The 21,789-nt window shown below is 67.8% G+C and carries 21 protein-coding genes; 8 read left to right on the plus strand and 13 right to left on the minus strand.

Features of this window, described 5'->3' with window-relative positions:
* Positions 1–173: 173 nt before the first annotated feature.
* From WS45_RS03880 to WS45_RS03900, 5 genes are all read left to right on the plus strand, one after another.
* A complete protein-coding gene (locus WS45_RS03880; protein WP_059698313.1) occupies positions 174–1,658 on the plus strand; it encodes an amidase in 1,485 nt (494 codons plus the stop codon).
* Between the two features lie 246 nt (positions 1,659–1,904).
* Positions 1,905–2,597 (plus strand): hypothetical protein, encoded by a 693-nt coding sequence (locus WS45_RS03885; protein ID WP_059698315.1) that lies wholly within the window; start codon positions 1,905–1,907, stop codon positions 2,595–2,597.
* Positions 2,598–2,717: 120 nt separating this feature from the next.
* Complete coding sequence (locus WS45_RS03890; RefSeq protein ID WP_059698317.1) at positions 2,718–3,539, plus strand: arylamine N-acetyltransferase family protein; 822 nt, start codon at positions 2,718–2,720, stop codon at positions 3,537–3,539.
* Between the two features lie 98 nt (positions 3,540–3,637).
* Positions 3,638–3,814, plus strand: a complete 177-nt coding sequence (locus WS45_RS03895; protein WP_059698319.1) for a ribbon-helix-helix protein, CopG family — start codon at positions 3,638–3,640, stop codon at positions 3,812–3,814.
* 107 nt (positions 3,815–3,921) lie between these two features.
* The gene (locus WS45_RS03900) at positions 3,922–4,782 is read left to right on the plus strand and encodes a class I SAM-dependent methyltransferase (protein WP_059691879.1); all 861 of its coding nucleotides are present in this window, start codon (positions 3,922–3,924) and stop codon (positions 4,780–4,782) included.
* 25 nt (positions 4,783–4,807) lie between these two features.
* On the opposite strand, the gene WS45_RS03905 is transcribed toward WS45_RS03900, so the two are convergent.
* The 5 genes from WS45_RS03905 to WS45_RS03920 form a co-directional block, all read right to left on the minus strand.
* On the minus strand, positions 4,808–9,649 hold the full coding sequence (locus WS45_RS03905; protein WP_059698321.1) for an NAD-glutamate dehydrogenase: 4,842 nt from the start codon (positions 9,647–9,649) through the stop codon (positions 4,808–4,810).
* A gap of 43 nt (positions 9,650–9,692) precedes the next feature.
* Positions 9,693–10,025: a hypothetical protein gene (locus WS45_RS36015; RefSeq protein WP_257140277.1), complete on the minus strand. Its 333-nt coding sequence runs from the start codon at positions 10,023–10,025 to the stop codon at positions 9,693–9,695.
* A gap of 116 nt (positions 10,026–10,141) precedes the next feature.
* On the minus strand, positions 10,142–10,330 hold the full coding sequence (locus WS45_RS03910) for a 4-oxalocrotonate tautomerase (RefSeq protein WP_014898956.1): 189 nt from the start codon (positions 10,328–10,330) through the stop codon (positions 10,142–10,144).
* A gap of 59 nt (positions 10,331–10,389) precedes the next feature.
* The gene (locus WS45_RS03915) at positions 10,390–11,166 is read right to left on the minus strand and encodes a class II aldolase/adducin family protein (protein WP_059526390.1); all 777 of its coding nucleotides are present in this window, start codon (positions 11,164–11,166) and stop codon (positions 10,390–10,392) included.
* Complete coding sequence (locus WS45_RS03920; RefSeq protein WP_059698323.1) at positions 11,141–12,034, minus strand: urea transporter; 894 nt, start codon at positions 12,032–12,034, stop codon at positions 11,141–11,143. The genes WS45_RS03915 and WS45_RS03920 overlap by 26 nt, the downstream gene beginning before the upstream one ends.
* Before the next feature lie 274 nt (positions 12,035–12,308).
* Here WS45_RS03920 and WS45_RS03925 point away from each other — a divergent pair, with 274 nt between their 5' ends.
* On the plus strand, positions 12,309–12,869 hold the full coding sequence (locus WS45_RS03925; RefSeq protein WP_059698325.1) for a putative glycolipid-binding domain-containing protein: 561 nt from the start codon (positions 12,309–12,311) through the stop codon (positions 12,867–12,869).
* Here WS45_RS03925 and WS45_RS03930 read toward each other — a convergent pair.
* From WS45_RS03930 to WS45_RS03950, 5 genes are all read right to left on the minus strand, one after another.
* Entirely contained in the window at positions 12,824–13,735 is a 912-nt protein-coding gene (locus WS45_RS03930) for an alpha/beta fold hydrolase (protein ID WP_059698327.1), read from the minus strand. The two genes, WS45_RS03925 and WS45_RS03930, sit on opposite strands and share 46 nt — an antisense overlap.
* 4 nt (positions 13,736–13,739) lie before the next feature.
* A complete protein-coding gene (locus tag WS45_RS03935; protein ID WP_059534000.1) occupies positions 13,740–14,645 on the minus strand; it encodes a metal-dependent hydrolase in 906 nt (301 codons plus the stop codon).
* Positions 14,642–15,580: an SDR family NAD(P)-dependent oxidoreductase gene (locus WS45_RS03940; RefSeq protein ID WP_059691884.1), complete on the minus strand. Its 939-nt coding sequence runs from the start codon at positions 15,578–15,580 to the stop codon at positions 14,642–14,644. Before WS45_RS03940 ends, WS45_RS03935 begins: the two co-directional genes overlap by 4 nt.
* A gap of 21 nt (positions 15,581–15,601) precedes the next feature.
* Positions 15,602–17,173, minus strand: a complete 1,572-nt coding sequence (locus WS45_RS03945) for a flavin-containing monooxygenase (protein ID WP_059698329.1) — start codon at positions 17,171–17,173, stop codon at positions 15,602–15,604.
* Between the two features lie 243 nt (positions 17,174–17,416).
* A complete protein-coding gene (locus tag WS45_RS03950; protein ID WP_059698454.1) occupies positions 17,417–18,091 on the minus strand; it encodes a lysoplasmalogenase in 675 nt (224 codons plus the stop codon).
* On the opposite strand from WS45_RS03950, the gene WS45_RS36020 reads away from it, so the two are divergent.
* Positions 18,081–18,203, plus strand: coding sequence for a hypothetical protein (locus WS45_RS36020; protein ID WP_257140278.1), 123 nt, complete (start codon positions 18,081–18,083; stop codon positions 18,201–18,203). The two genes, WS45_RS03950 and WS45_RS36020, sit on opposite strands and share 11 nt — an antisense overlap.
* A 318-nt stretch (positions 18,204–18,521) precedes the next feature.
* On the plus strand, positions 18,522–19,484 hold the full coding sequence (gene speB, locus WS45_RS03955; protein WP_059534029.1) for an agmatinase: 963 nt from the start codon (positions 18,522–18,524) through the stop codon (positions 19,482–19,484).
* A 163-nt stretch (positions 19,485–19,647) separates the two neighbouring features.
* Here speB and WS45_RS03960 read toward each other — a convergent pair whose 3' ends face one another.
* The 3 genes from WS45_RS03960 to WS45_RS03970 form a co-directional block, all read right to left on the minus strand.
* Positions 19,648–19,872 carry a hypothetical protein gene (locus WS45_RS03960; protein ID WP_059533995.1) on the minus strand — a complete coding sequence of 75 codons (225 nt, stop codon included), beginning with the start codon at positions 19,870–19,872 and terminating at the stop codon, positions 19,648–19,650.
* 271 nt (positions 19,873–20,143) lie between these two features.
* The gene (locus WS45_RS03965) at positions 20,144–20,347 is read right to left on the minus strand and encodes a cold-shock protein (RefSeq protein ID WP_059691886.1); all 204 of its coding nucleotides are present in this window, start codon (positions 20,345–20,347) and stop codon (positions 20,144–20,146) included.
* Between the two features lie 351 nt (positions 20,348–20,698).
* Positions 20,699–21,679, minus strand: coding sequence for a sulfonate ABC transporter substrate-binding protein (locus WS45_RS03970; RefSeq protein ID WP_059698331.1), 981 nt, complete (start codon positions 21,677–21,679; stop codon positions 20,699–20,701).
* Positions 21,680–21,789: the final 110 nt, after the last annotated feature.

The following is a 21,789-nucleotide window of genomic DNA, read 5'->3' on the forward strand; positions in this document are numbered from 1 at the left end:
AATCCTCAATGAATCGCGGCGGAAAATATCGGAGGTCGAGCACCCGGCGTCGCGTAGAGTAGAGCATCGACCGCGGCCCGCCTTGGCCTCTTCCCGGCGCCTTCCCGGCCGTTCGCGACGGACGGCCGCCACCATGCGGCCCGCCATTCCATACCGATTCCAGGAGACCTCGCATGCCGCACGACGCCCCGCAGCTTCTCGCTCCCGCTTCCATCACCGTCGACCCGATCGTGCGCCTGTCGGCCGGCGAGCTCGCGTCGGCGATCCGCGGCAAGGCGGTTTCGTGCGTCGAGACGATGCGTGCATATCTCGATCACATCGAGCGCGTGAACGGCGCGGTGAACGCGCTGGTCTCGCTGCGCGAGCGCGCCGTGCTGCTCGCCGAAGCCGCGGAAAAGGACGCCGCGCTGGCCCGCGGCGAGTATCACGGCTGGCTGCACGGGATGCCGCAGGCGCCGAAGGATCTCGCGATGACCAAAGGGCTGCGGACGACCTACGGCTCGCCGATCTTCCGCGATAACGTGCCGCAGGCCGACTCGGTCGGCGTCGGTCGAATGCGCGCGGCGGGCGCGATCTTCATCGGCAAGACCAACACGCCGGAATTCGGCCTCGGCTCGCATACGTTCAACGAAATCCACGGCGCGACACGCAATCCGTACGACCTGACGAAGAGCGCGGGCGGCAGCAGCGGCGGCACGGCGGCGGCGCTCGCCGCGCGCATGCTGCCGGTCGCGGACGGCAGCGACTTCGGCGGCTCGCTGCGCAATCCGGCCGCGTTCTGCAACATCTACGGGTTCCGGCCGTCGCAGGGCCGCGTGCCGCGCTGGCCGGGCGTCGACGTGTTCATGCAGCAGCTCGGCATCGAAGGGCCGATGGGCCGCACGGTCGGCGACGTCGCGCAGCTGCTCGCGATTCAGGCCGGCTACGACCCGAACGATCCGCTGTCGCTCGCGGAGGATCCGGCCGTGTTCGCGAAGCCCCTCGACAAGGACCCGCGCGGCGAGCGCATCGCTTGGGTCGGCGACTGGAACGGTTATCTCGCGACCGAGCCGGGCGTGCTCGCGCAGTGCGAAAAGGGCCTCGCGACGCTGCGCGAGATCGGCTGCGACGTCGATGCGGCGCTGCCGGCGTTCGCGCCCGAGCGCATCTGGCGCCTGTGGCTCGCGCATCGGCATCTGCTGTCCGGTGGCGGGCTGCTCGCGCACTATCGCGATCCGGCACGGCGCGCGCTGCTGAAGCCCGAGGCGATCTACGAGGTCGAAGGGCTGCTCGCGATGCAGGGCGCCGAGGTGTTCGACGCGAGCATCGAGCGCACCGCGTGGCACCAGGCGGTGCTGAGCTTCTTCGACCGCTACGACTTCATCGCGGCACCGACCGCGCAGATGTTCCCGTTCGACGTCGAGCAGCGCTGGCCGAAGGAAATCGCGGGCCGCGCGATGGACACCTACCACCGCTGGATGGAAACGGTCGTGCCGTGGACCCTGGCCGGCTGCCCCGTGATCAGCGTGCCGGTCGGCTTCAACGACGCGGGGCTGCCGATGGGGATGCAACTGATCGGCCGGCCGCGCGCGGACCTCGCGGTGCTGCAGCTCGCGCGCGGCTACGAGCAGGCGGCCGACTGGGTCGGCCAGCGTCTGCCGGCGTGGATGGCTGTGTGATGCGCGCCGCGGCGTCGATCGCGGATTCCCGAAACAAGCGCGATTGACGCGGAAAAGGAACGAATCCGGACGCGTGCCCGGCATCGCGCGGCAAACGCGGACGAATGTGCGTGGCGAGTCGGGACGGCCGCGGAATTGCAAGCGGCCGTGGCGCGCGATTTCGTTTCGATGTGTTTCAGTCGTTGCGGCGGCGCGCGACGCGCTTCGACAATATCGGCCTCATTCATTCGGGCACGAGGCAAACAGATGAAGCATATTCGCGTGACGGGCAAGCAGCTGGCATCGGCGGGCATCGCACTCGGCATCCTGCTGGGCGCCAACGGCGCCGCGCATGCGCAGCTCGACCTGCAATCGATCGGCTCGGCGCTGCTCGGCGGCGGGCAGCAACAGGCCGCGCCCGCGCAGGGCGGCGTCGCGCAGCTCATGCAGGCATACGTCGGCGCGAATCAGCAGGTGCTGGCCGGCCAGTCGTCGCTCGCGTCGGCGATGGGGCTTACCGGCGCGGCCGGGCAGGCGCAGCAGGCCGCCAGCCTGCTCGGTGGCGGCAACGCGTTGACGCCGGCCGCGCTGTCGCAGATGGGCGGCGCGCAGCAGTCGGTGTCGCAGGCGCTCGGCCAGGCGTTCGCGAGCGGCGGCGCGACGCACGGCCCGGTCGACAAGCAGGCGTTCAGCAACGGCCTCGCATCGCTCGGCCAGGGCCTCACGCAGTATTCGCAGCTGCAATCGGGGCTCGGCAATCTCGGTTCGACCAGCGCCGCATCGCTGCTGCAGTCGGGCCTGAATCCGCAGAACATGCAGGCCGCGTCGTATATCGCGCAGAGCGCGCCGGGCCAGTTGCAGTCGCTCGCGTCGACGCTCAGCCAGGCCGTGCAGTTCGCGACGAGCCAGGGCATTTCGGTGCCGGCGGTCGCGTCGTCCGCGCTGAAGCTGCTGCCGTAACGTTGCCGCAAACCGCGCGCCGCGGTGCCGGCGGCGCGCGCGGATTCGGGATGGCCCTGCGCAACATGGGGATATCGCGCGATGCTATCGTTGCGTGTTCCCCGTTCCCGGTGCCGGTTCATGACTGACTCGTTCGACCTCCCGCGCTACTTCGCCCGCATTGGCTACGACGGCCCGGCCGAGCCGACGCTCGACGTGCTGCGCCGGCTGCATTTGCTGCACCCGCAGGCGATTCCGTTCGAAAACCTCAATCCGCTGACCGGCGCGCGTGTCGCGCTCGACCTGCCGGCGATCGTCGACAAGGTGATCGGGCGCCGCCGCGGCGGCTACTGCTTCGAACTCAACAAGCTCTTCTACACCGCGCTCACGACGATCGGTTTTCGCGTGACGCCGCTGATCGCGCGCGTGCGCTGGATGCGGCCGCCCGAGATCGTCACCGCGCAGACGCACATGCTGCTGCGCATCGATCTCGACGGCGCGGCGTGGCTCGCGGACATCGGCTTCGGCAGCGCGACGCTGACCGCGCCGCTGCGCTTCGTGCCGGGTGAGCGGCAGATGACGCCGCACGGCGCGTTTCGTATCGTCGGCGCGCCGGTCGACGGCGAATTCGACATGCAGTTCGAGATCCCCGACGGCTGGCAGACGACTTACCGCTTCTCGCTGAAACCGGCCGAGTGGATCGATTACGACGCCGCGAACTGGTTCACGTCGACCTATCCCGAATCGATCTTCGTGAACGACCTGATTGCCTGCCGCGTGCTGCCGGACGGCCGCGCGGCGCTGTTCAACACCGTGCTGACCTTGCGCGACGCGGCGGGCGCGGGGCGCACCGTCACCTTCGACGACGCGGCTGCGTGGGGCGCGTGCCTGCGCGACACGATCGGCATCGATACGACCGGCTTCGACCTCGACGCGCTGTTCGCGCGGGTGGCGGCGCGGTGAACTCGATATAAACACGTTGGAGCGGCGTCGACGTCCGCCGCGCCGCCGGCTCCGGTGTCCCGATTGAAATTTGCTGGATTGCTGGCATGCTAGCGCGCATGACCGACGAAGAAGTGAAGCAATTCAACGTGTATCTGCCGCTGGGCCTGATCCGGCGGGTCAAGCATCGCGCCATCGAAACGCAGCAGTCGCTGTCCGCGCTGGTGGCCGACGCATTGCGCGCGGATCTGGCGGCTCCGCCGCTGAGGGCCGGGCCGTCCACCACGGAGGAATGACATGTCATCCGAGCGAATCGAAGCCGTGTACCTGACGACGCACAACTGGGGCAACTCCGCGAAGTTCTTCCCGGCGCCGGGCAAGCCGGGCGCGTGAGGCCGCGACGATGACCGACCTCCATCATGACGCCCCCGACAGCACCGCCGCACGCGTCGCGCTGTGGCGCGCGCTGCACGTCGAACTCGATGCGCCGCCGCACGTGCTCGCCGACGAAGTCGGCCTGCGCCTGCTCGCGCCGGCGCCCGGCTGGCAGCAGCGCGGCGACATGGATCCGCGGTTCACGCGGCCGTTTCGCGCATCGATCGTCGCGCGGGCGCGCTTCATCGAGGATCTCGTCGTCGAGCAGGCCGCGCGGGGCGTGAGCCAGTACGTGATCCTCGGCGCGGGCCTCGACAGCTTCGTGCAGCGCCGGCCCGAGATGGCGTCGCGCCTGACCGTCTTCGAGGTCGATCCGCCCGCGCCGCAGGCGTGGAAACGCCGCCGGCTGACCGAGCTCGGCTTCGGCGTGCCGGACTGGCTGCGGTTCGTGCCGGTCGATTTCGAGGCGAAGCAGTCGTGGCGCGACGCGCTCGTGCGCGCGGGCTTCGATCCGGGCAAGCCGGCGGTCGTCGTGTCCACGGGCGTCAGCATGTACCTGACGCGCGACGCGAACGCGGCGGCATTGCGCGAAGCCGCGTCGCTCGCGCCGGGTTCGACGTTCGCGATGACGTTCCTGCTGCCGCTTGAGCTTGCCGATCCGGACGTGCGTCCGGGGCTCGAGATGGCCGCGAAAGGCGCCCGCGCGAGCGGCACGCCGTTCATCAGCTTCTTCCTGCCGGCGGAGATCTGCGCGCTCGCGACGGAGGCCGGCTTCGCGCGGGCCGGGCACGTGTCGGCCGCGGAACTTGCACGTCGCTACTTCGCCGATCGTACGGACGGCCTGCGCCCGCCGGACAACGCGGAAGAGTTGCTCGTCGCGACGGTGTGATCCCGGCGCGACCCGGGGTCACCCGTCACGCGCGTTCGAGCACGGCCATCTCGCGCACGACCACCAGCAGCACCGCGAGGCTTGCGCCGCCCGACGCGCGCAGGTCGGCGAGCAGGTGCTCGTAGCGCTGCAGCGCGGCTTCGCGGCGTTCGCGCCATGCATGGACGATCGTCTCGGGCGCCGTCGAATCGGCCGATTCCGCGAGCGCGCTGGTGGCGAGCGTGCGTTTGAGCCGTGCGATTTCCGCGAGCGCGGCCGCGCGCGCCAGCATGTCCCAGTGCGTCGGGGTCGGCAGCGTGGCCGCGCGTTCGCCGATCCACCCGTAGTTCAGCAGCGTGCCGAGCGAGAAGTAGACGCCCGCGACCAGTTCGAGGCTGCGATCGCAGGTCGCGGCCACTTCGGCGATGTCGAGCAGCGCGGCGGAGATGTCGCCGCTCGCGACGCGCACCGCGAGCGCGCTGTCGACGCCGGCATCGACCAGCACGCGCTGCCGCTCGGACAGCGCTTCCAGATCGTCGGCCGGCAGCAGCGACGGCAATTGCGGCGCGATGCGCTGCACCGCGTCGCGGCAGCGCGCGATCAGTCCGGCGACGCCGCCGTCGGCCACCGCGCCCGACTGCAGCTGCCGCAGGAACCACAGCGCCGCGCGCTCCAGCAGCCGCGCGACGTCGACGAACATGCGCGCCTGCACGTCGTCGGCGACGCGGTTGTCGAGTGCGTCGATGTCGCGCCATACCGCATCGAGATCGAACACGTCGCGCGCCATGATGCAGGCGCGCACGATGTCGCCCGGCTTCGCGTCGGTTTCCTCCATCAGCCGGTGCACGAACGCGCAGCCGACCCGGTTGACGAGCGCGTTGGTCAGGTGCGTCGCGAGGATCTCGCGGCGCAGCGGGTGGCGATGCATCGGTTCGCTGAAGCGCTGCTGCAGCGGCTTCGGGAAATAGTCGACGAGCATCGCGGCGACGAGCGGATCCTCGGGCACGTCGGATTCGAGCAGCGCGTCGTACAGCCACATCTTGCTGTAGGCGAGGAGCACCGCGCGCTCCGGCGACGTGAGGCCCTGCTTCGCGGCCTGCCGCTCGGCGATCTCGTCGTCGGTCGGCAGGAACTCGATCACGCGGTTCAGGCGGCCCGCGCGTTCGAGCCAGCGCATCAGGCGCGCCTCGGCGTCGAGCAGCTCGACGCCGTAGCGGCCCGCGATCGACAGCGCCTGCGTCTGGTAGTAGTTGTCGCGCAGCACGAGCAGCCCGACTTCGTCGGTCATTTCCGCGAGCAGGGCGTTGCGCTGCTTCTCGGTCATCTCGCCGTCGGTGACGACGAGCCCGAGCAGGATCTTGATGTTGACTTCGTGATCCGAACAATCGACGCCGGCCGAGTTGTCGATCGCGTCGGTGTTGATGCGGCCGCCGCGCTGCGCGAACTCGATGCGGCCGAACTGCGTGCAGCCGAGGTTGCCGCCTTCGCCGACGACCTTGCAGCGCAGGTCCGCGCCATTTACGCGTACCGCGTCGTTCGCGCGATCGCCGACCTGCTGGTGGGTTTCGCGCGCGGCTTTCACGTAGGTGCCGATGCCGCCGTTGTACAGCAGGTCGACCGGCGCCTGCAGGATCGCGCGGATCAGCTCGGTCGGCGGCAGCGCGTGCGCATCGATGCCGAGCGCGGCCTGCACGGCCGGCGACAGCGGGATCGTCTTCGCGGTGCGCGGATAGACGCCGCCGCCCGCCGAGATCACGGACGTGTCGTAGTCGGCCCAGCTCGAGCGTTCGAGCGCGAACATCCGCTGGCGCTCCGCGAAGCTCGTCGCCGGATCGGGGTTCGGGTCGAGGAACACGTGCCGGTGATCGAACGCCGCGACGAGCCGGATATGCGGCGACAGCAGCATCCCGTTGCCGAACACGTCGCCCGACATGTCGCCGACACCGACCACGGTGAAGTCGGTCGTCTGCGTGTCGATGCCCATCTCGCGGAAGTGCCGCTTCACCGATTCCCAGGCGCCGCGCGCGGTGATCGCCATCTTCTTGTGGTCGTAGCCGACCGAGCCGCCGGATGCGAATGCATCGTCGAGCCAGAAGCCGTATTCGTGCGAGATCGCGTTCGCGTAGTCGGAGAACGTGGCCGTGCCCTTGTCGGCCGCGACGACGAGATACGGATCGTCGGGGTCGTGCCGCACCACGTCGGGCGGCGGCACGATTGCGTTGCCGGCGAGATTGTCGGTCAGGTCGAGCAGGCCGCGCAGGAACGTCTGGTAGCACGCGACGCCCTCGCGCATCCACGCTTCGCGATCGCTCGGCGGCGGCGGATTCTTCACGACGAAGCCGCCTTTCGAGCCGACCGGCACGATCACGACGTTCTTCACCATCTGCGCCTTCATCAGCCCGAGCACCTCGGTGCGGAAGTCCTCGCGACGGTCGGACCAGCGCAGCCCGCCGCGCGCGACGCGCCCGCCGCGCAGGTGCACGCCCTCGACGCGCGGCGAGTACACCCAGATCTCGAACATCGGCTTCGGTTCGGGCAGGCCGGGCACCTTCGCCGGATTGAACTTGAACGACAGATACGGCTTCGATTCGCCGTTCGCGTCGTGCAGGAAATAGTTGGTGCGCACGGTCGCGTTGATCACGCCGAGGAACTGGCGCAGGATCCGGTCCTCGTCGAGGTTGGGGACCTGGTCGAGCGCCGTCTCGATCGCCTTCAGCACGCGTTCGACCTGCACGTCGCGCGTGCCGCCGGTGGCCGGGTCGAAGCGCAGCAGGAACAGCTCGACGAGCTGTCGTGCGATCGCCGGGTTGCCGGTCAGCGCGCGCTCGATGTACGCGTCGCTGAAGGTCGAGCCGACCTGCCGCAGGTATTTCGCATACGCGCGCAGGATCGTGACCTCGCGTGCGCTCAGGTGCGCGCGCAACACGAGACGGTTGAAGTCGTCGTTCTCGATCCGGCCGCTCCAGATGCGATCGAACGCGTCCTCGAACAAGTCCTTCACGCGCTCGATGTCGAATTCGGTATCGTCCGCGAGTTCAAGGCCGAAGTCGTGCACCCACGCGGGCGCGGCATCCTGCGTCTGGATCCGGTACGGCCGCTCCTCGTCGACGCGCACGCCGAGATGCTCGAGCATCGGCAGGCTGCGCGACAGCGCGATCGGGTCGCCCGCGCGATACACCTTGAAGCGGAACGCGCGGGCCTCGGCCTCGATCGGGCGATACAGGTTCATCGCGAGCTGGCCCGACTCCTTCACGCGCTCGATCAGTTCGATGTCGCGCACGGCCGTGCGCGCCGGGTAGTCGTCGCGATAGCCGGCCGGGAACGAGTCCGCATAGCGCTGCAGCAGGCGGTTGCCTTGTTCTTCTCCGAAGGCGTCGAGCAGCGCGTCGGCGAGATCGTCCTGCCAGCGGCGCGTGACTTGCACGAGCCGCGTTTCGAGTTCGCGCGTGTCGACGTCGGGCATCGTGCCCGGTTCGGCATGGACAACGAAATGAATTCGCGCGATCGCCGATTCCGACAGCAGCGGCGTGAATTCGACGTTCACGCCGTTGTACGCGTCGACGAGCAGCTTCGCGATGCGGCGGCGCAGGTCGGTGTTGTACTTGTCGCGCGGCACGAACGCGAGGCACGACACGAAGCGGTCGAAGCGGTCGCGCCGCACGAACAGGCGCGTGCGCTGATGTTCCTGCAGGCGCAGGATGCCGAGCGCGATGTCGTAGAGCTGGTCTTCGTCGGCCTGGAACAGTTCGTCGCGCGGATAGGTTTCGAGCACCGTCACCAGCGACTTGCCGAGATGTCCCTTCGGCAGGAAGCCCGCACGCTTCACGATGTTCGCGCATTTGCGGCGCACGATCGGAATATCGGTGTACGAACCGAAATAGGACGTCGACGTATACAGCCCGATGAAGCGGCGTTCGCCGCTCACCTTGCCGTCGGCGCCGACGAGTTTGACGCCGACGTAGTCGAGATAACCGGGCCGGTGCACGGTCGCGCGCGAGTTCGCCTTGGTCAGGAAGATGGGCCAGGGGCCGGTGATGATCTCGGCGGCGGCCGGCGGCAGCGGCGTCACATCGGGCGCGCCGGGTGCGCGCAGCGATTCGCGCAACAGGCCGAAGCCGGAGCCTTCGACGCCGCGCAGGCTGAAGCCCGTGCCGTCCGACACGAGCGCGTAGTCGCGCTGTCCGAGGAACGTGAAGTGATCGGCGGCCATCCATTCGAGGAACGCGCGCGCCTCGATGTCTTCCGCGGTGGATTCGCGGGCCTTCATGTCCTTGATCGTCGCGCGCGCGATGTCGACGATCTTCGGCCAGTCCTCGACCGACGCGCGCACGTCGCCGAGCACGCGCGCGATGTCGTCGCGCAGCGTGTCGAGCAGCGCGGCGTCGCCGCAGCGGTCGACTTCGAAGTGGATGAACGATGCGAGTTGCGACTGGCCGTCGCCGGGCGTCGCGCCACCGGCGTCGACACGCTCGATTCCGCCGTTGCCGCCGCGCCAGATGCGGAACACCGGGTGCAGCGCGGAATGCAGCGCGAGCCCGAGGCGATTGACGGCCATCGTCACCGAGTCGACCAGGAACGGCATGTCGTCGTTGACGATCTCGATCACCGTGTGGTCCGAGTGCCAGCCGTGCTGTTCGAGGATCGGGTTGTAGACGCGCAGCCGCTCGCTGCCGGGCACGAATTTCTGGGCGGTCTGCCAGTGCGCCATCGCGGCGCCGTAGAGGTCGGCGATGCTGCGATTCTGCAGATCGTCGGCGTCGACGAAATCGTAGTAATGACGCAGGAACGGTTCGACGATCCGGAACGTGGCTTCGGGCAGGCGCCCGCGCGCGAATTCGACGACATCGGAGAGCAGGTGTGCGACGACTTCCTCGTTCTTCGCTTCCATGGCGGTCTCCCGGGTGGCCATTGGCTGCTGCGTGTGTTCGGCATTATGCGCCGATTGATGTGCCGGTTGCGTGACGAAGCGATGTGCGGGCGCACAACGCGGAGCAGGGAAGGGAGGCCGCATGCAACGCCGGCAGCCGGCGTCGCATGGGAGGTCGGGCCGGCGCCGGCGGCTTCAGAGCGGGGTGCCGCGCGGAGAGCGGATTCATGATGTCGGGCAGCATCGTGGGCCGCAGCGGCGACACGAATTCGCGGCAGGCGCCGGATTCGTGTCGCGGGCGGGCCTCGTCGACCCGCCGAAGCGATCGATCCGGTTGCGCGCCCATCGAAAGGATCATGTCGTTCAGTGCGGCGGCGATACGCAGCGCGTGGAGCATGCGGTAGCCCGAGCGCGCCGCATCGTGCGGTGCGTGTGTCCGGATGTCACCGCGATGTCACCACAATTCGAACGCACGTCGCCAGGCAGGTTCCACCGGCGCCGAACTTGCCGGTATCAGCGCTCGTCGCTCCACAGCTTGCCGGCCGTCGCCCAGTTTTCCTTCTTCACGTCGGCGAGAATGATGTCGACGGAGCCCGGGTCGCAACCGAGCGTCTCGCACGTAACGCGCGTGATCGCTTCGACGAACGCGCGCTTCTGCTCGACCGTGCGGCCTTCGAACAACTGGATATTGAAAGTCGGCATGACTGAATGCTCCGATGGTTGGGGGTGAACGATTCGTCGGGAGAGTGGCGATGGCGCCGTCAGTCGCGGTACGACGGATCGATCCGGTCGAGGCGGCGCAGCAGCGCCGGCCATTCCAGTTCGCCCTCGATCGCGCCGCCGTCGCGCAACTGCCCGGCCGTGCGGTCCGCGACGGCCGGCTCGGGCAGCACGAGCGGCCCGCCGCCCGCCTGCGCGCGTATCTGGATGTCGCAGGCCTTGATCAGCGTATCCATCAACACATACGCCTCGGCAACGGTCCGGCCGACAGTCAGCGTGCCGTGGTTGCGCAGCAGCATCGCGGATTTCGCGCCGAGGCTGGCGGTCAGTCGCGCGCCTTCGGCCGGCGAGAACGCGAGCGCCTCGTAGTCGTGATACCCGAGATCGCCGTGAAACCGCAGCGCGTGCTGCGACGCGGGCAGCAGCCCGTCGCGCTGGATCGACACGGCGATGCCGGCCGTATTGTGCAGGTGCATCACGCAGACGGCGTCCGGCCGCGCGGCATGCACGGCCGCGTGCAGCGCGAAGCCGGTCACGTTGACCGCGTGTTCGCCGTCGCCGATCCGGTTGCCGGCCAGGTCGATCTTCACGAGATTCGATGCGCGGACCTCGTCGAACGTGAGGCCGAACGGGTTGATCAGGAAATGCCCGGGCTCGCCCGGCACCGTCGCGGACAGATGCGTGTAGATCAGGTCGTCCCAGCCGTTCAGCGCGACGAGGCGATACGCGGCGGCGAGATCGACGCGCAGCCGGCGCTCGGCGTCCGAGATCGGGCCGCCGGGCTTCACGGTGTCAGGACGGTGTGCGAATGACGACATCGGGTTCTCCGAGGGTGAAACGGCGCGTGACGATCACCGTGATCCATGACGCGAGCGCGAACGGGGCCGTGAACGCGGGGAGGCCCGCGCGCGTTGCGAGCCACTGGAGCAGCGCCGCGAGTGCGGCGGCCGCGAAAGCCGCGCGCGGGCCGCGCGACATCAGCGCAAGCGCGGCGAGCGCGCCGTTGAAGCCGAGCAGGCCGTCGGCGAACGACGCGCCGTTCGCGCCGGACGCGACCAGCAGCACGGTCGACACGATCGCGCCGCCGAGCGCGAACGCGGCCGCGCGGCGCGACGCGACGGCGAGGCCCGCGACGATCAGCATGCCTGCCCACGGGCCTTGCGCGAAGGTGGTCTGTGCGATGCCCGAAAGCACCGCGTCGGCGATGGAAGGCAGCGTAAGGGGCGCACCTGCCGCCGCGTCGGTCGCATGCTGCGATGCGACAAACGGTAGCCACAGCGCGGTGATGACGAGGCATGGGCTCGAATACGGGCACTGGCGCCAGCGGGCGAGCGGCACGCGCATCGCGCGCTGCACGAGCGCCGCGCCGATCGAGACCGCCGGCACCAGCGCGATGGCGGCAAGCGAAGACGGGGCGAACAGCACGGCGATCAGCGCGGCGAGCGCGCCATTGAAGCCGTGAAGCCCCTGTTCGACGTCGCGGCGCTCCGTGCCCGTAAGCACGGCGGTCATGCTGGCGGCGGCCGAGCCGACCAGCGCCGCGGACGCAAGCCGCAAGTCGGTCAGCGCCAGCGCGGCGAGCAGCAGCGCGCCGGTGACTGCATTCGCCTGCAGGACGATCTGCCCGATGCCGCGCAGCAGGGTGCGCAGGTCGATCGACGGCGAGGCAGGGCGGGCGGTAGGCATGGCGGCGGTGGAGCAGGACGAGCCGCGAGCATAGGACACAATCCCGTGCACCGGAATAGGGAATTCTGGATAGTCAGGATTTGTGGCGGATGCCCCGAATTGGGGAATGACGATGCTCGGGGGCTGCCGCATTGGCATTTTCGGGCGAATTGCGGTTTCGGACGTGAATTCGGGCAATGGCCGGTTCTTTTGGCCCAGGTACGCGTCGGGTTCACGTCTTCGATCGGGATTCGTGCGACGATCCCCTGCATCGGACCAACCGGGAGGCGAAGGAATGCGCGAGGTGCGTTGGGCGTCGCTCGAGGGCGACGGAGTCGAACATCTGACGTTCGACCGGAGTGGCGGCGGCATCGTCGTCGAAAGCGCGGTGGTCGGCCAGCGGTACGGCCGCGCATACGGGCTCGCGTATCGTGTCGAGTGCGATCCGCACTGGCGCGTGACGTACGCGGTGCTCAAGGTGATGGGCGGCGGCACGCTGGAACTGCACGGCGACGGCGCCGGGCACTGGCGCGACGGGTCAGGCCGTGCGCTGCCGGAACTGGACGGCTGCGTCGACATCGACATCGCGGCGACGCCGTTCACGAATTCGCTGCCGATCGGCCGCCTCGGTCTTGCTCGCGGCGAGCGGCGGCCGATCGACGTCGCATACGTGTCGACGCCGGACCTGAAGGTGACGCCGGTCAAGCAGGCGTATGCGTGCATCGAGCCTGGCCGGCGCTACCGCTACGAAGGCATTTTCCGGAACTTCACGGCGGAAATGGACATCGACGCCGATGGGCTCGTGATCGATTACGAAACGCTGTTCAAGCGCCTGCCGGCGCTGACGGGGCGCTGAATGGTGGCGTTCGCAACCGCCGGCCTTTCATACACCGCCGCGAACCGGTCGATCCGCGCCGCGATCAACTCCGGATTGCGCATGACGATCCAGTGCGCGCCGTCGATTTCCTCGCGCACGTGCTCCCCGAGCCAGCGATCGAGATCGACCGACATTTCGGGTGTCACGTAGCGGTCGCGCACCGGCACGAGGATCTGCACCGGCGCCTGCGCATACCGCTCGCGCGGCTTTCTCGCCCGCGCGAGGAAGTTCGCGCGGTAAAGCTGCAACCCGTTCAGCGCGTTCTTCAACTGCGCCGGGTCGCGCTCCGGCCGCACGCGCTCGGTCAGCTGCAGCCAGCGCGGCCACAGCGCGGCGCCGCCGAGGCGCCACACCAGCGACGGCACGACCGGCAGATGGAAGAACGCGATGTACCACGACTTCAGGCTTTGCCGGAGCCGCATCTTCGCGCGGAACACGTGGTCGAGGCATGGGCCGGAGATCGACGTGTACGACGCGATCCGGCCGCGGAACGCAGGATCGGTCACGGCCTCCCAGCACTGGATCGACCCCCAGTCGTGACCGACCAGATGGAACGGCCGGTCGCCGCAGGTCGCGTCGGCCACCGCCTTCAGGTCTTCCGCGAGCCGCGCAAGTGTGTAGTCCGCGCGGCGGCGCGGCGCATCGGACGCGCCGGCGCCCCGCACGTCGTACGCGATCACGCGATAGCGCTTCGCGAGCCGCGCGCGGACCGATGTCCACACGGCCGCCGAATCGGGATAACCGTGCACGAGGATCAGCGGCGGCGCGCGCCGCGGTCCGCTGACGTAGACGGCGAGTTTCACGTCGCCGGAGCGGACGGTCAGCATCTCGTGTGCGCGCGCCATGACGTCATGCCTGCGGAACCGGATGCAGCGGCACGCGGCGCGGGGCGGCCTGCGCGGCATGGCGCGCGTTGGTCGCGTCGATGTTCGCGAGCAGCGTGTCGAGCCCTTGCAGGTACTGATGGTTGTCGTGGTCCCATGGATGGAAGCCCGGGCGGAAGTAGTCGAGCCATTCGCGCGCGATGCTCGGGAACACGCCGTGCCTCGGGCTGTACAGGTACTTCACGAGGCGCCACATGCCGCCGAATCTGCCGTGTTCGCGACGGTGCGCGCGCATCAGGCGAACGTGGAAGTCGAACACGATCGCCCAGAACAATACCGTCGTCGTCAGCATCGTGCCCGTGCGCAGCAGGTAGCTGCCGAGGCCAGGCTTCATCACGGCGTTCCATACGTCGTACGACACCGCCTTGTGCTCGGTTTCCTCCATCGCGTGCCACATCCACATCTGCTGATAGCCTTCGACCGATCCGTCGATCCGGTGTTCGTGGCCCGACAGCAGCTGGTTCGCGAGGATCGCCGTGTAGTGCTCGAGCGCGATCGTGATCGCGAGCTGCATCGAATGCGGCAGCGTCTTCTTGAAGAAGCCGAGGATCGTCCACAGCCGCTTGTCGAGCTTGTGCGCGGGCAAGCCGGACGACTGCAGCAGATCGTTGTACTCGATGTGCTCGCGCGTGTGCATCGCTTCCTGACCGATGAAGCCGAGCACCTGCTTCTTCAACTCCGGATCCTCGATGCGGTCGCGGTAATTGCGCACCGAATCCATGAAGAAGCGCTCGCCGGCCGGGAACAGCAGCGACAGCGCGTTCATGAAGTGCGTGACGGGCACGCCCTGGACGTGCCAGTCCTTCGCGCGTTCGGGCGGCAGCGCGAAACGGATGTCGCGCCGCACCGGCATCATGTTCGGGGTCCTCATGATTGTTCTCCTCCCTGATTGCCTGCATTGTTGTAGGTGGCGTGAAGCGGTGCGGCCGCCGGTGCGCCGTAGCGGGCAGCGGCGCGGCGGGCCTTCGCGGCCTCGCGGCGCGTCGCGAGCACGACGAGCGCCTGGTACGCGGCCGGCAGGGTGCGCGCCATCCAGTCCGCCGCCTTCGCATCGCGGCCGATCAGCACGCGGCGCTTGTTCTTGCGCACGCCGGCGAGGATCGTGCGCGCGGCGTCGTCGGCGGTCGTGATGAAGAACTTCTCGAAGCTGTCCTTGCCTTGCTGCTCGCTCTCGACGATGAAGCCGACCATGTTCTTCGCGACGCGGCTCGATTGCGCGATGTTGGTGCGGATGCCGCCCGGATGCACGCAGGTGGCCGACACGCCGCACTTCATCATGTCGAGTTCCTGCCGCAGCGATTCGGTGAAGCCGCGCACCGCGAACTTGGTCGCGTTGTAGCCGCTCATCCCCGGCTGCGCGAAGATCCCGAAGATGCTCGACGTGTTGATCACGTGACCGTCGCCCGATGCCTTCAGGTGCGGCAGGAACGCCTTCGTGCCATGCACGACGCCCCAGAAATTGATGTTCACGATCCACTCGAGATCGCCGTATTCCATGCCTTCGATCGTGCTCGACAGCGCGACGCCAGCGTTGTTGAAGATGAGGTTGACCTTGTCGTGTTCCTGCGCGGTGTCGTCGGCCCACGCGAACATCGCGTCGCGGTCGCCGACGTCGAGCACGTGCGTCGACACGCGCACGTTCGGCGCGATCGCGCGGACGATCCGTTCGGTTTCGGCGAGGCCGACGCCGTTCTTGTCGGCGAGCGACACGTGGCAGCCGGCCTGCGCGAGTTGCACGGCGAGCGAGCGGCCCATGCCCGAGCCCGCGCCCGTGATCGCGGCGACCTTGTTGGCGAAATCTCTCATGTCGGTGGCTCCTTGTCTGACTCAGGCCGCTTCGGCGGAAGCGGCGGGCGCGACGGCGGGCCGCGCGCTCGTGTCGTGGTGCGGCGCGCGATACGCGTGGTAATCGGCGATCGAGAAGTGCGCGGTCGCCTGGCGGAAGCGCCAGGTGAAGCCCGGCCACAGCGTCGTGTTCTTGCCGGTGCGCGGATCGAGGTACCAGCTCTTGCAGCCGCCCGTCGACCAGATCGCCTTCTTCAGCTTGCCCTGCAGGTCGCTGTTGAACTGCGCCTCGACGAGCGGGCGCACCTCGATCGCATCCGCGCGTTCGCGGTGCATCGCGTTCAGCGCGCCGAGGATGTATTCGATCTGCGACTCGATCATGAACACCATCGAGTTGTGGCCGAGGCCGGTGTTCGGGCCGACGATCATGAAGAAGTTCGGATAGCCCGGCAGCGTCGTGCCGAGATACGCGTGCGCGCCGTCGCGCCAGGCGTCGACGATGTCGAGGCCGCCGCGGCCGACGATCGCGCCGCGCGGAAACGGATCGGCGACCTGGAAGCCCGTGCCGTAGATCAGGCAGTCGACTTCATGGCGGCGGCCGTCGGTCGTCACGACCGCGTCGGCTTCGATATGGTCGATGCCGGTCGTGATCACGTCGACGTTCTTGCGCGACAGCGCCGGGTAGTAGTCGTTCGAGATCAGCACGCGCTTGCAGCCGAGCGTGTAGTTCGGCGTGACGGTCTTGCGCAGTTCCGGATCGGGAATTTGCTTGCGGATATGGCGCAGCGCGAGCTTCTGCACGTTCTTCATCAGCGACGGATGGATCGCGAAGCCGAGCACGCGCGATTCGAGCATCCAGTAGATGCTGCTGCGCACCGCCTTCTGCGTGAACGGCAGCGTGCGGAACAGCCATTTCTCGAAGCGCGTCAGGTTGCGGTCGGGCTTCGGCATGATCCACGGCGGCGTGCGCTGGAACAGCGCGAGTTCCTTCACGCGCGGTGCGATCTGCGGCACGAACTGGATCGCGCTCGCGCCGGTGCCGATCACCGCGACGCGCTTGCCTTCGAGCGCGTAGTCGTGATCCCACTGCTGCGAATGGAACGCGCGCCCCTTGAAGTTCTCGACACCGGGAATCGCCGGCAGCGCGGCGCGCGACAGCCCGCCCATCCCCGATACCAGCACGCGTGCCGACAGCCGCTTGCCGTTCGCGAACGTGAGGCGCCAGCGTTGCGCGGCCTCGTCGTATTCGGCGCGCTGCAGCTCGTGGTTCAGGCGCAGGTGCGGGCCGACGCCGAAGCGCTGCACGCAGTCTTCCAGGTAGGCGCGGATCTCGGGCTGCGGCGCGAACATGCGCGTCCAGCGCGGGTTCGGCGCGAACGAGAACGAATAGACGTGCGATTGCACGTCGCAGGCACACCCGGGGTAATGGTTGTCGCGCCATGTGCCGCCGACCGACGCCGCCTTCTCGAGCACGACGAAGTCGGTCACGCCTGTCTGCCGCAGGCGAATGGCCATCCCGAGACCGGCGAAGCCGGTGCCGATGATGGCGATGTCGGTGGTTTCGTCCGGGCCGTCGTGGCCGGGCGGGCCGAAAGGCAACGTGCGAGCATTCATCCGGGTGTCTCCGATTTGGCTCATTTTCGAATGTTACATTGTTTGATGTAACGATAGTGGGTGAACCCGGAAACCGCAAGAGGCTAGAAGCGGCGCTCTAAGGGCCGGAAGCCGCGTGGGAAAAGGCTCAGCGGGGTTTGGAACGGAGCGGTTTCCGCATTGCGGAATGCGCGGAAACGGCCGTCGGCAGGGCGGGAGAGGCGGCAGACGAGGCCGCCGACGCACGGCGGCCTGTTTGAAACACTATCGGGGACGGATCGAGCGGGCGGCCGTCTCATGGAAAACCCCGGCGACGATCGTGACCTGCGCGAGCGCATAGAGGCCCCAGATCAGGTAGTCGATGCCGGGAAAGCCGCCGAGGAAGCGCCCGACGCCGATCAGCGTGTCGGAGCCGACGAAGATCAGGCTGCCGACGGCGACCAGCGGGCAGTGCGTACGGGCGGCGAGCGCGAAGCTCGCCATCGCGCACAGCACGAGCATATAGACGGCGACCGGCGCGAGCAGCTCGCCCAGGTGCGGAAGGAATGCCGCGTAGAACGCTGGCGCGGCGATCCACAGCCCGATCAGCGCGAGGATGCGCCAGCCGTGCGGCCGCGCGCGCCAGCGCACGAAGATCGCGCAATAACACAGATGCGTGAGCAGGAACGCGCCGAGGCCGAGGACGAACGACAGCGGCCAGTCGGGCAGCGCGAGCAGCACGTCGCCGAGCACGGCCGTGGCGAGCGCCGCGCACAGCCACGCACGTTCGCGCGGTGCCGCGCAGGTGCTGCCGGCTGCCAGCAGCAGGATGCCCATCGCGGCTTTCGCGACGGCCTGGCCGGGATAGGGCGCGGCGGCGAGCGACAGGCCGTAAAGCAGCGCGGCGGCGACGGCGAGCGGCCAGAGCCGGCGATAGGTGGCGGGAAGCATGACGATCAAGGCGGGTGTCTCCGGATTGTTGTTGTCCGCGGTGGACGGCGCGCCGTCGTGGGCGCGGCTGCCGGCCATTATCCGGAAGAACGGGCGGGTAAAAACCGGCGAATCCTTCTAGGCGCGGCATGGCGATGGTGCAACGGTGCGGCCGTGAGGCGGTGCCGGTTCGGGGCATGCGGCGTCGGCGCACCTGCCGCCGCGCCGGTTGTTCCGATGCGTTTGCCCCGGTCGAACCGGGGCAGCGCCGAGATTTCGGCTTGCTATCATCGCCGCGTATCGACGTTGTCCCGCCCGGCCGCGCTACAGGGTTCGCAGGCCGGCGCGGCGGCCGCGCCCGGCGAGGGCATGCCGCCGCGTTTTCAATGAATCCGTGCCGGGTCCCGCCAGCGCACCGATGCAATGGCAGGGCCCGGTCTTCATGACCAACAGGTTCGACATGACCGAACTGCTCCACGGCGACGGCGCGATCCGTCGCACGACGCCATACGGCTCCTCGATCGAAAACACCTATGCGGGCGTACTGTCGTTCATGCGCCGCAACTATTCGCGCGTGCTCGACGGCGTCGACGTCGCGATTTCCGGCGTGCCGCTCGACCTCGCGACGACCTATCGCTCGGGCGCGCGGCTCGGGCCGGCCGCGATCCGCGCGGCGAGCGTGCAGCTCGCGGAGCTCCATCCGTATCCGTGGGGCTTCAATCCGTTCGACGATCTCGCGGCCGTCGATTACGGCGATTGCTGGTTCGATGCGCACAACCCGCTGTCGATCAAGCCGGCGATCGTCGAGCATGCGCGCACGATCCTGCGCTCGGGCGCGAAGATGCTGACGCTCGGCGGCGATCACTACATCACGTATCCGCTACTGGTCGCGCACGCGGAGCGCTACGGCAAGCCGTTGTCGTTGATCCACTTCGATGCGCACTGCGATACGTGGGCCGACGACGAGCCGGACAGCCTCAATCACGGCACGATGTTCTACAAGGCGGTGAAGGAAGGGCTGATCGATCCGGCGATGTCGGTGCAGGTCGGCATCCGCACGTGGAACGACGATTTCCTCGGGATCGAGCGGCTCGATGCCGCGTGGGTGCATGAGCATGGCCCGCGCGCGGCGGTGGAGCGGATCGTCGACATCGTCGGCGCGCGGCCCGCTTATCTGACGTTCGATATCGACTGTCTCGATCCGGCGTTCGCGCCCGGCACGGGGACGCCGGTCGCCGGCGGGTTGTCGTCCGCGCAGGCGCTCGCGATCGTGCGCGCGCTCGGCGCGGTGAATCTGGTCGGCGCGGATGTCGTCGAGGTTGCGCCTGCTTACGATCACGCGGACATCACCGCGATCGCCGCTGCGCATGTTGCGTGCGATTTGCTGTGTCTGTGGCGGCAGAAGAAGGTGGCGGGGCGTTGAAGCGGGGTAGGCCGGTGGGCACGGCGATGCAATGCAGAAGGCCGGCGGGCCGCCGGCCTTCTTTCATGTGTTGCGCGCAACTGCGGCGGATCACTGGCGGTGGGTGGAATGCGTGTCGCGCATGTCCCGTGGAGGGTGCTTCCCGACTTACATGGTGTTGCCATTAACCCCGCGTGTCGACCCAGTTGCGTGCCCAGCGTGCCGAGTGTTGCAGCGCCTGTTTTTCGCTCGGGAAGTAATCGAGTGAATAGAACTGGTAGCGGCCTTCGCCGTGCGAACTATCCGTGCGTTCGAGCAGGAGGTTGGATGAAAAGCTACCGTCGGGCAGGCGATGCGCCGAGGGTTGGACGGCATAGCCGTTGTACTGTTGAATTCGTTTGGTTTGCATTTTAATTTTAATGATGTTCGAGTGCGCCCGTGCCGTGCGAAATGTGCACCGATTCAAAGCCATTGCGAGCTGAATCTAAAGCAATCGGAAAGCGCAAAAAAGGCGTTGCTGCCGGAGGGGAGAGTGAAGTGCAACGAGGCATGTGGCGCGTGGCAAGCATGCTGAACGAGCAGATGCAGCCAAGGGCGTTCGCACCAACGTTAGGAGACGATGCTCCGTGAGGGTGTCGCTGCGACCCGGCATCCGTCGCGGGAGGCCGGGCCCTTCAAACTTACAGCGGCGTGATGTTGGCCGCTTGCAGACCCTTCGGGCCTTGCTTCGTTTCGAAGCTTACTTTTTGATTTTCAGCGAGCGTCTTGAAGCCGTCGGCTCGGATTTCGGAGAAGTGAGCGAAAAGGTCGTCGCCGCCCTTGTCCGGCGTGATGAAGCCAAAGCCTTTGCTGTCGTTGAACCACTTGACGATACCGGTATCCATGATAATTCCTTGAGAAAACAATACGAAGATCAGCTCTGTTGAAGAGCGCTTGAAGCGTCAAGGAGGGAGAGGACAACGAATACCGCTGGGGGAGCGAGAAATTGATGGACAGCAATCGGACTTCTTGGACTTCGGCGTACACACTAACTTCTGGCGATTCCGGAGTCAATGGATAACTTGTAACTGTGTTATTTGGCAGTCCGTTTGAGGTCAGGAAGTCTGGCCCGACGCATGGCCGACGCGGAGAGAAACACTCCGACCCTGGTGTGGCCGAGTGCGTCCCTTCCGATGTGCGTTTCCTGGAGTAGATGGCACCCATCGGCCTGTTCCGAATGAGCCGCGCGCCGCGCGTTACTTCGCCGCCAGCGCAGTTGTCACGCGCTTGTCCGTCCACGCGTTATCCGCGACGCTCAGCTTCTGCGGAATCAGCTTCGCGGCGTAGAACGCATCGGCCACCCCCTGCTGCACCGCGACGATCTTCTCGTCGACCGGCACCGCACCGAACGGCACACGCTTGAGCCACGTTTCCACGAGCGGCAGCGGCAGCCCGACCTTCGGCGCGATCAGCGCGGCGGTTTCGGCCGGGTGCCCGTTGACCCACAGCCCCGTCTCACGCGCCTGCTTCAGGATCGCGCCGACCACGTCGGCATGTTGCTCCGCGAAATCACGCGTCGCCTCGTAGAAGTTGTTCGCGGGCGTGAGGCCCGTGTAGTCGGACAGCGTGCGGATCTTCAGCGAATTCTGCGCGGCCGCGTAGTACGGGTCCCACACGGCCCACGCGTCGACGTTGCCGCTCTCGAACGCGGCGCGCGCGTCGGCGGGCGGCAGGTATACGGGGCGGATTTCGTCGTAGCGCACGCCGGCTTTTTTCAGCGCTTCGAGCAGCAGGTAGTTCGCGCTCGAGCCTTTCTGCAGCGCGACCTTCTTGCCGCGCAGGTCGGCGAGCGAGCGGACCGGCGAATCGGCTTTCACGAATACGGCTTCGTTGTGCGGTGACGGCGGTTCCGCGCCGACGTACACGAAGCGCACGCCGGCCGCTTGCGCGAACACCGGCGGCGGCGCGCCCGTATAGCCGAAGTCGATGCTGTTCGCGTTCAGCGCCTCGAGCAGTTGCGGGCCGGCCGGGAATTCGAACCACTGGACGTTGTAGCCGAGCGGCTTGAGGCGCGCTTCGAGCGACCCCTGCGCCTTGATGACCGACAGCAGGCCGGCCTTCTGATAACCGATGCGCACGACCTTGTCGGCGCCGCCCTGCGCGAACGCCGACGTGGCTGCTGCGGCGACGAGCGCCGTCGCGGCGGCGCGGGTGATCCAGCGGGTGAAACGAATCATCGAACGGACTCCATGCGAAACGTCTTCGGGGAGCGGCGCGTGCCGCTCGGTTGGAAGAATCGTCGCATGGGCGGTCGGGCCCGCAAACGAAGCATTGCCGATATGAATAT

Origin of the sequence: Burkholderia sp. RF2-non_BP3, from assembly GCF_001522185.1 — a bacterium.
In the GTDB taxonomy this organism is placed as follows: domain Bacteria; phylum Pseudomonadota; class Gammaproteobacteria; order Burkholderiales; family Burkholderiaceae; genus Burkholderia; species Burkholderia diffusa.

Excerpts from the sequence above, each read along its gene's own strand:
- WS45_RS03935 (WP_059534000.1), bottom strand. The coding sequence starts at position 14,645 with ATGAGGACCCCGAACATGATGCCGGTGCGGCGCGACATCCGTTTCGCG.
- WS45_RS03970 (WP_059698331.1), bottom strand. The coding sequence starts at position 21,679 with ATGATTCGTTTCACCCGCTGGATCACCCGCGCCGCCGCGACGGCGCTC.
- WS45_RS03965 (WP_059691886.1), bottom strand. The coding sequence starts at position 20,347 with ATGGATACCGGTATCGTCAAGTGGTTCAACGACAGCAAAGGCTTTGGC.
- WS45_RS03930 (WP_059698327.1), bottom strand. The coding sequence starts at position 13,735 with ATGGCGCGCGCACACGAGATGCTGACCGTCCGCTCCGGCGACGTGAAA.
- speB (WP_059534029.1), top strand. The coding sequence starts at position 18,522 with ATGACCGAACTGCTCCACGGCGACGGCGCGATCCGTCGCACGACGCCA.
- WS45_RS03905 (WP_059698321.1), bottom strand. The coding sequence starts at position 9,649 with ATGGAAGCGAAGAACGAGGAAGTCGTCGCACACCTGCTCTCCGATGTC.
- WS45_RS03960 (WP_059533995.1), bottom strand. The coding sequence starts at position 19,872 with ATGCAAACCAAACGAATTCAACAGTACAACGGCTATGCCGTCCAACCC.
- WS45_RS03895 (WP_059698319.1), top strand. The coding sequence starts at position 3,638 with ATGACCGACGAAGAAGTGAAGCAATTCAACGTGTATCTGCCGCTGGGC.
- WS45_RS03915 (WP_059526390.1), bottom strand. The coding sequence starts at position 11,166 with ATGTCGTCATTCGCACACCGTCCTGACACCGTGAAGCCCGGCGGCCCG.
- WS45_RS03920 (WP_059698323.1), bottom strand. The coding sequence starts at position 12,034 with ATGCCTACCGCCCGCCCTGCCTCGCCGTCGATCGACCTGCGCACCCTG.
- WS45_RS03890 (WP_059698317.1), top strand. The coding sequence starts at position 2,718 with ATGACTGACTCGTTCGACCTCCCGCGCTACTTCGCCCGCATTGGCTAC.
- WS45_RS03945 (WP_059698329.1), bottom strand. The coding sequence starts at position 17,173 with ATGAATGCTCGCACGTTGCCTTTCGGCCCGCCCGGCCACGACGGCCCG.
- WS45_RS03880 (WP_059698313.1), top strand. The coding sequence starts at position 174 with ATGCCGCACGACGCCCCGCAGCTTCTCGCTCCCGCTTCCATCACCGTC.
- WS45_RS36015 (WP_257140277.1), bottom strand. The coding sequence starts at position 10,025 with ATGCTCCACGCGCTGCGTATCGCCGCCGCACTGAACGACATGATCCTT.
- WS45_RS36020 (WP_257140278.1), top strand. The coding sequence starts at position 18,081 with ATGACGATCAAGGCGGGTGTCTCCGGATTGTTGTTGTCCGCGGTGGAC.
- WS45_RS03940 (WP_059691884.1), bottom strand. The coding sequence starts at position 15,580 with ATGAGAGATTTCGCCAACAAGGTCGCCGCGATCACGGGCGCGGGCTCG.
- WS45_RS03910 (WP_014898956.1), bottom strand. The coding sequence starts at position 10,330 with ATGCCGACTTTCAATATCCAGTTGTTCGAAGGCCGCACGGTCGAGCAG.
- WS45_RS03925 (WP_059698325.1), top strand. The coding sequence starts at position 12,309 with ATGCGCGAGGTGCGTTGGGCGTCGCTCGAGGGCGACGGAGTCGAACAT.
- WS45_RS03900 (WP_059691879.1), top strand. The coding sequence starts at position 3,922 with ATGACCGACCTCCATCATGACGCCCCCGACAGCACCGCCGCACGCGTC.
- WS45_RS03885 (WP_059698315.1), top strand. The coding sequence starts at position 1,905 with ATGAAGCATATTCGCGTGACGGGCAAGCAGCTGGCATCGGCGGGCATC.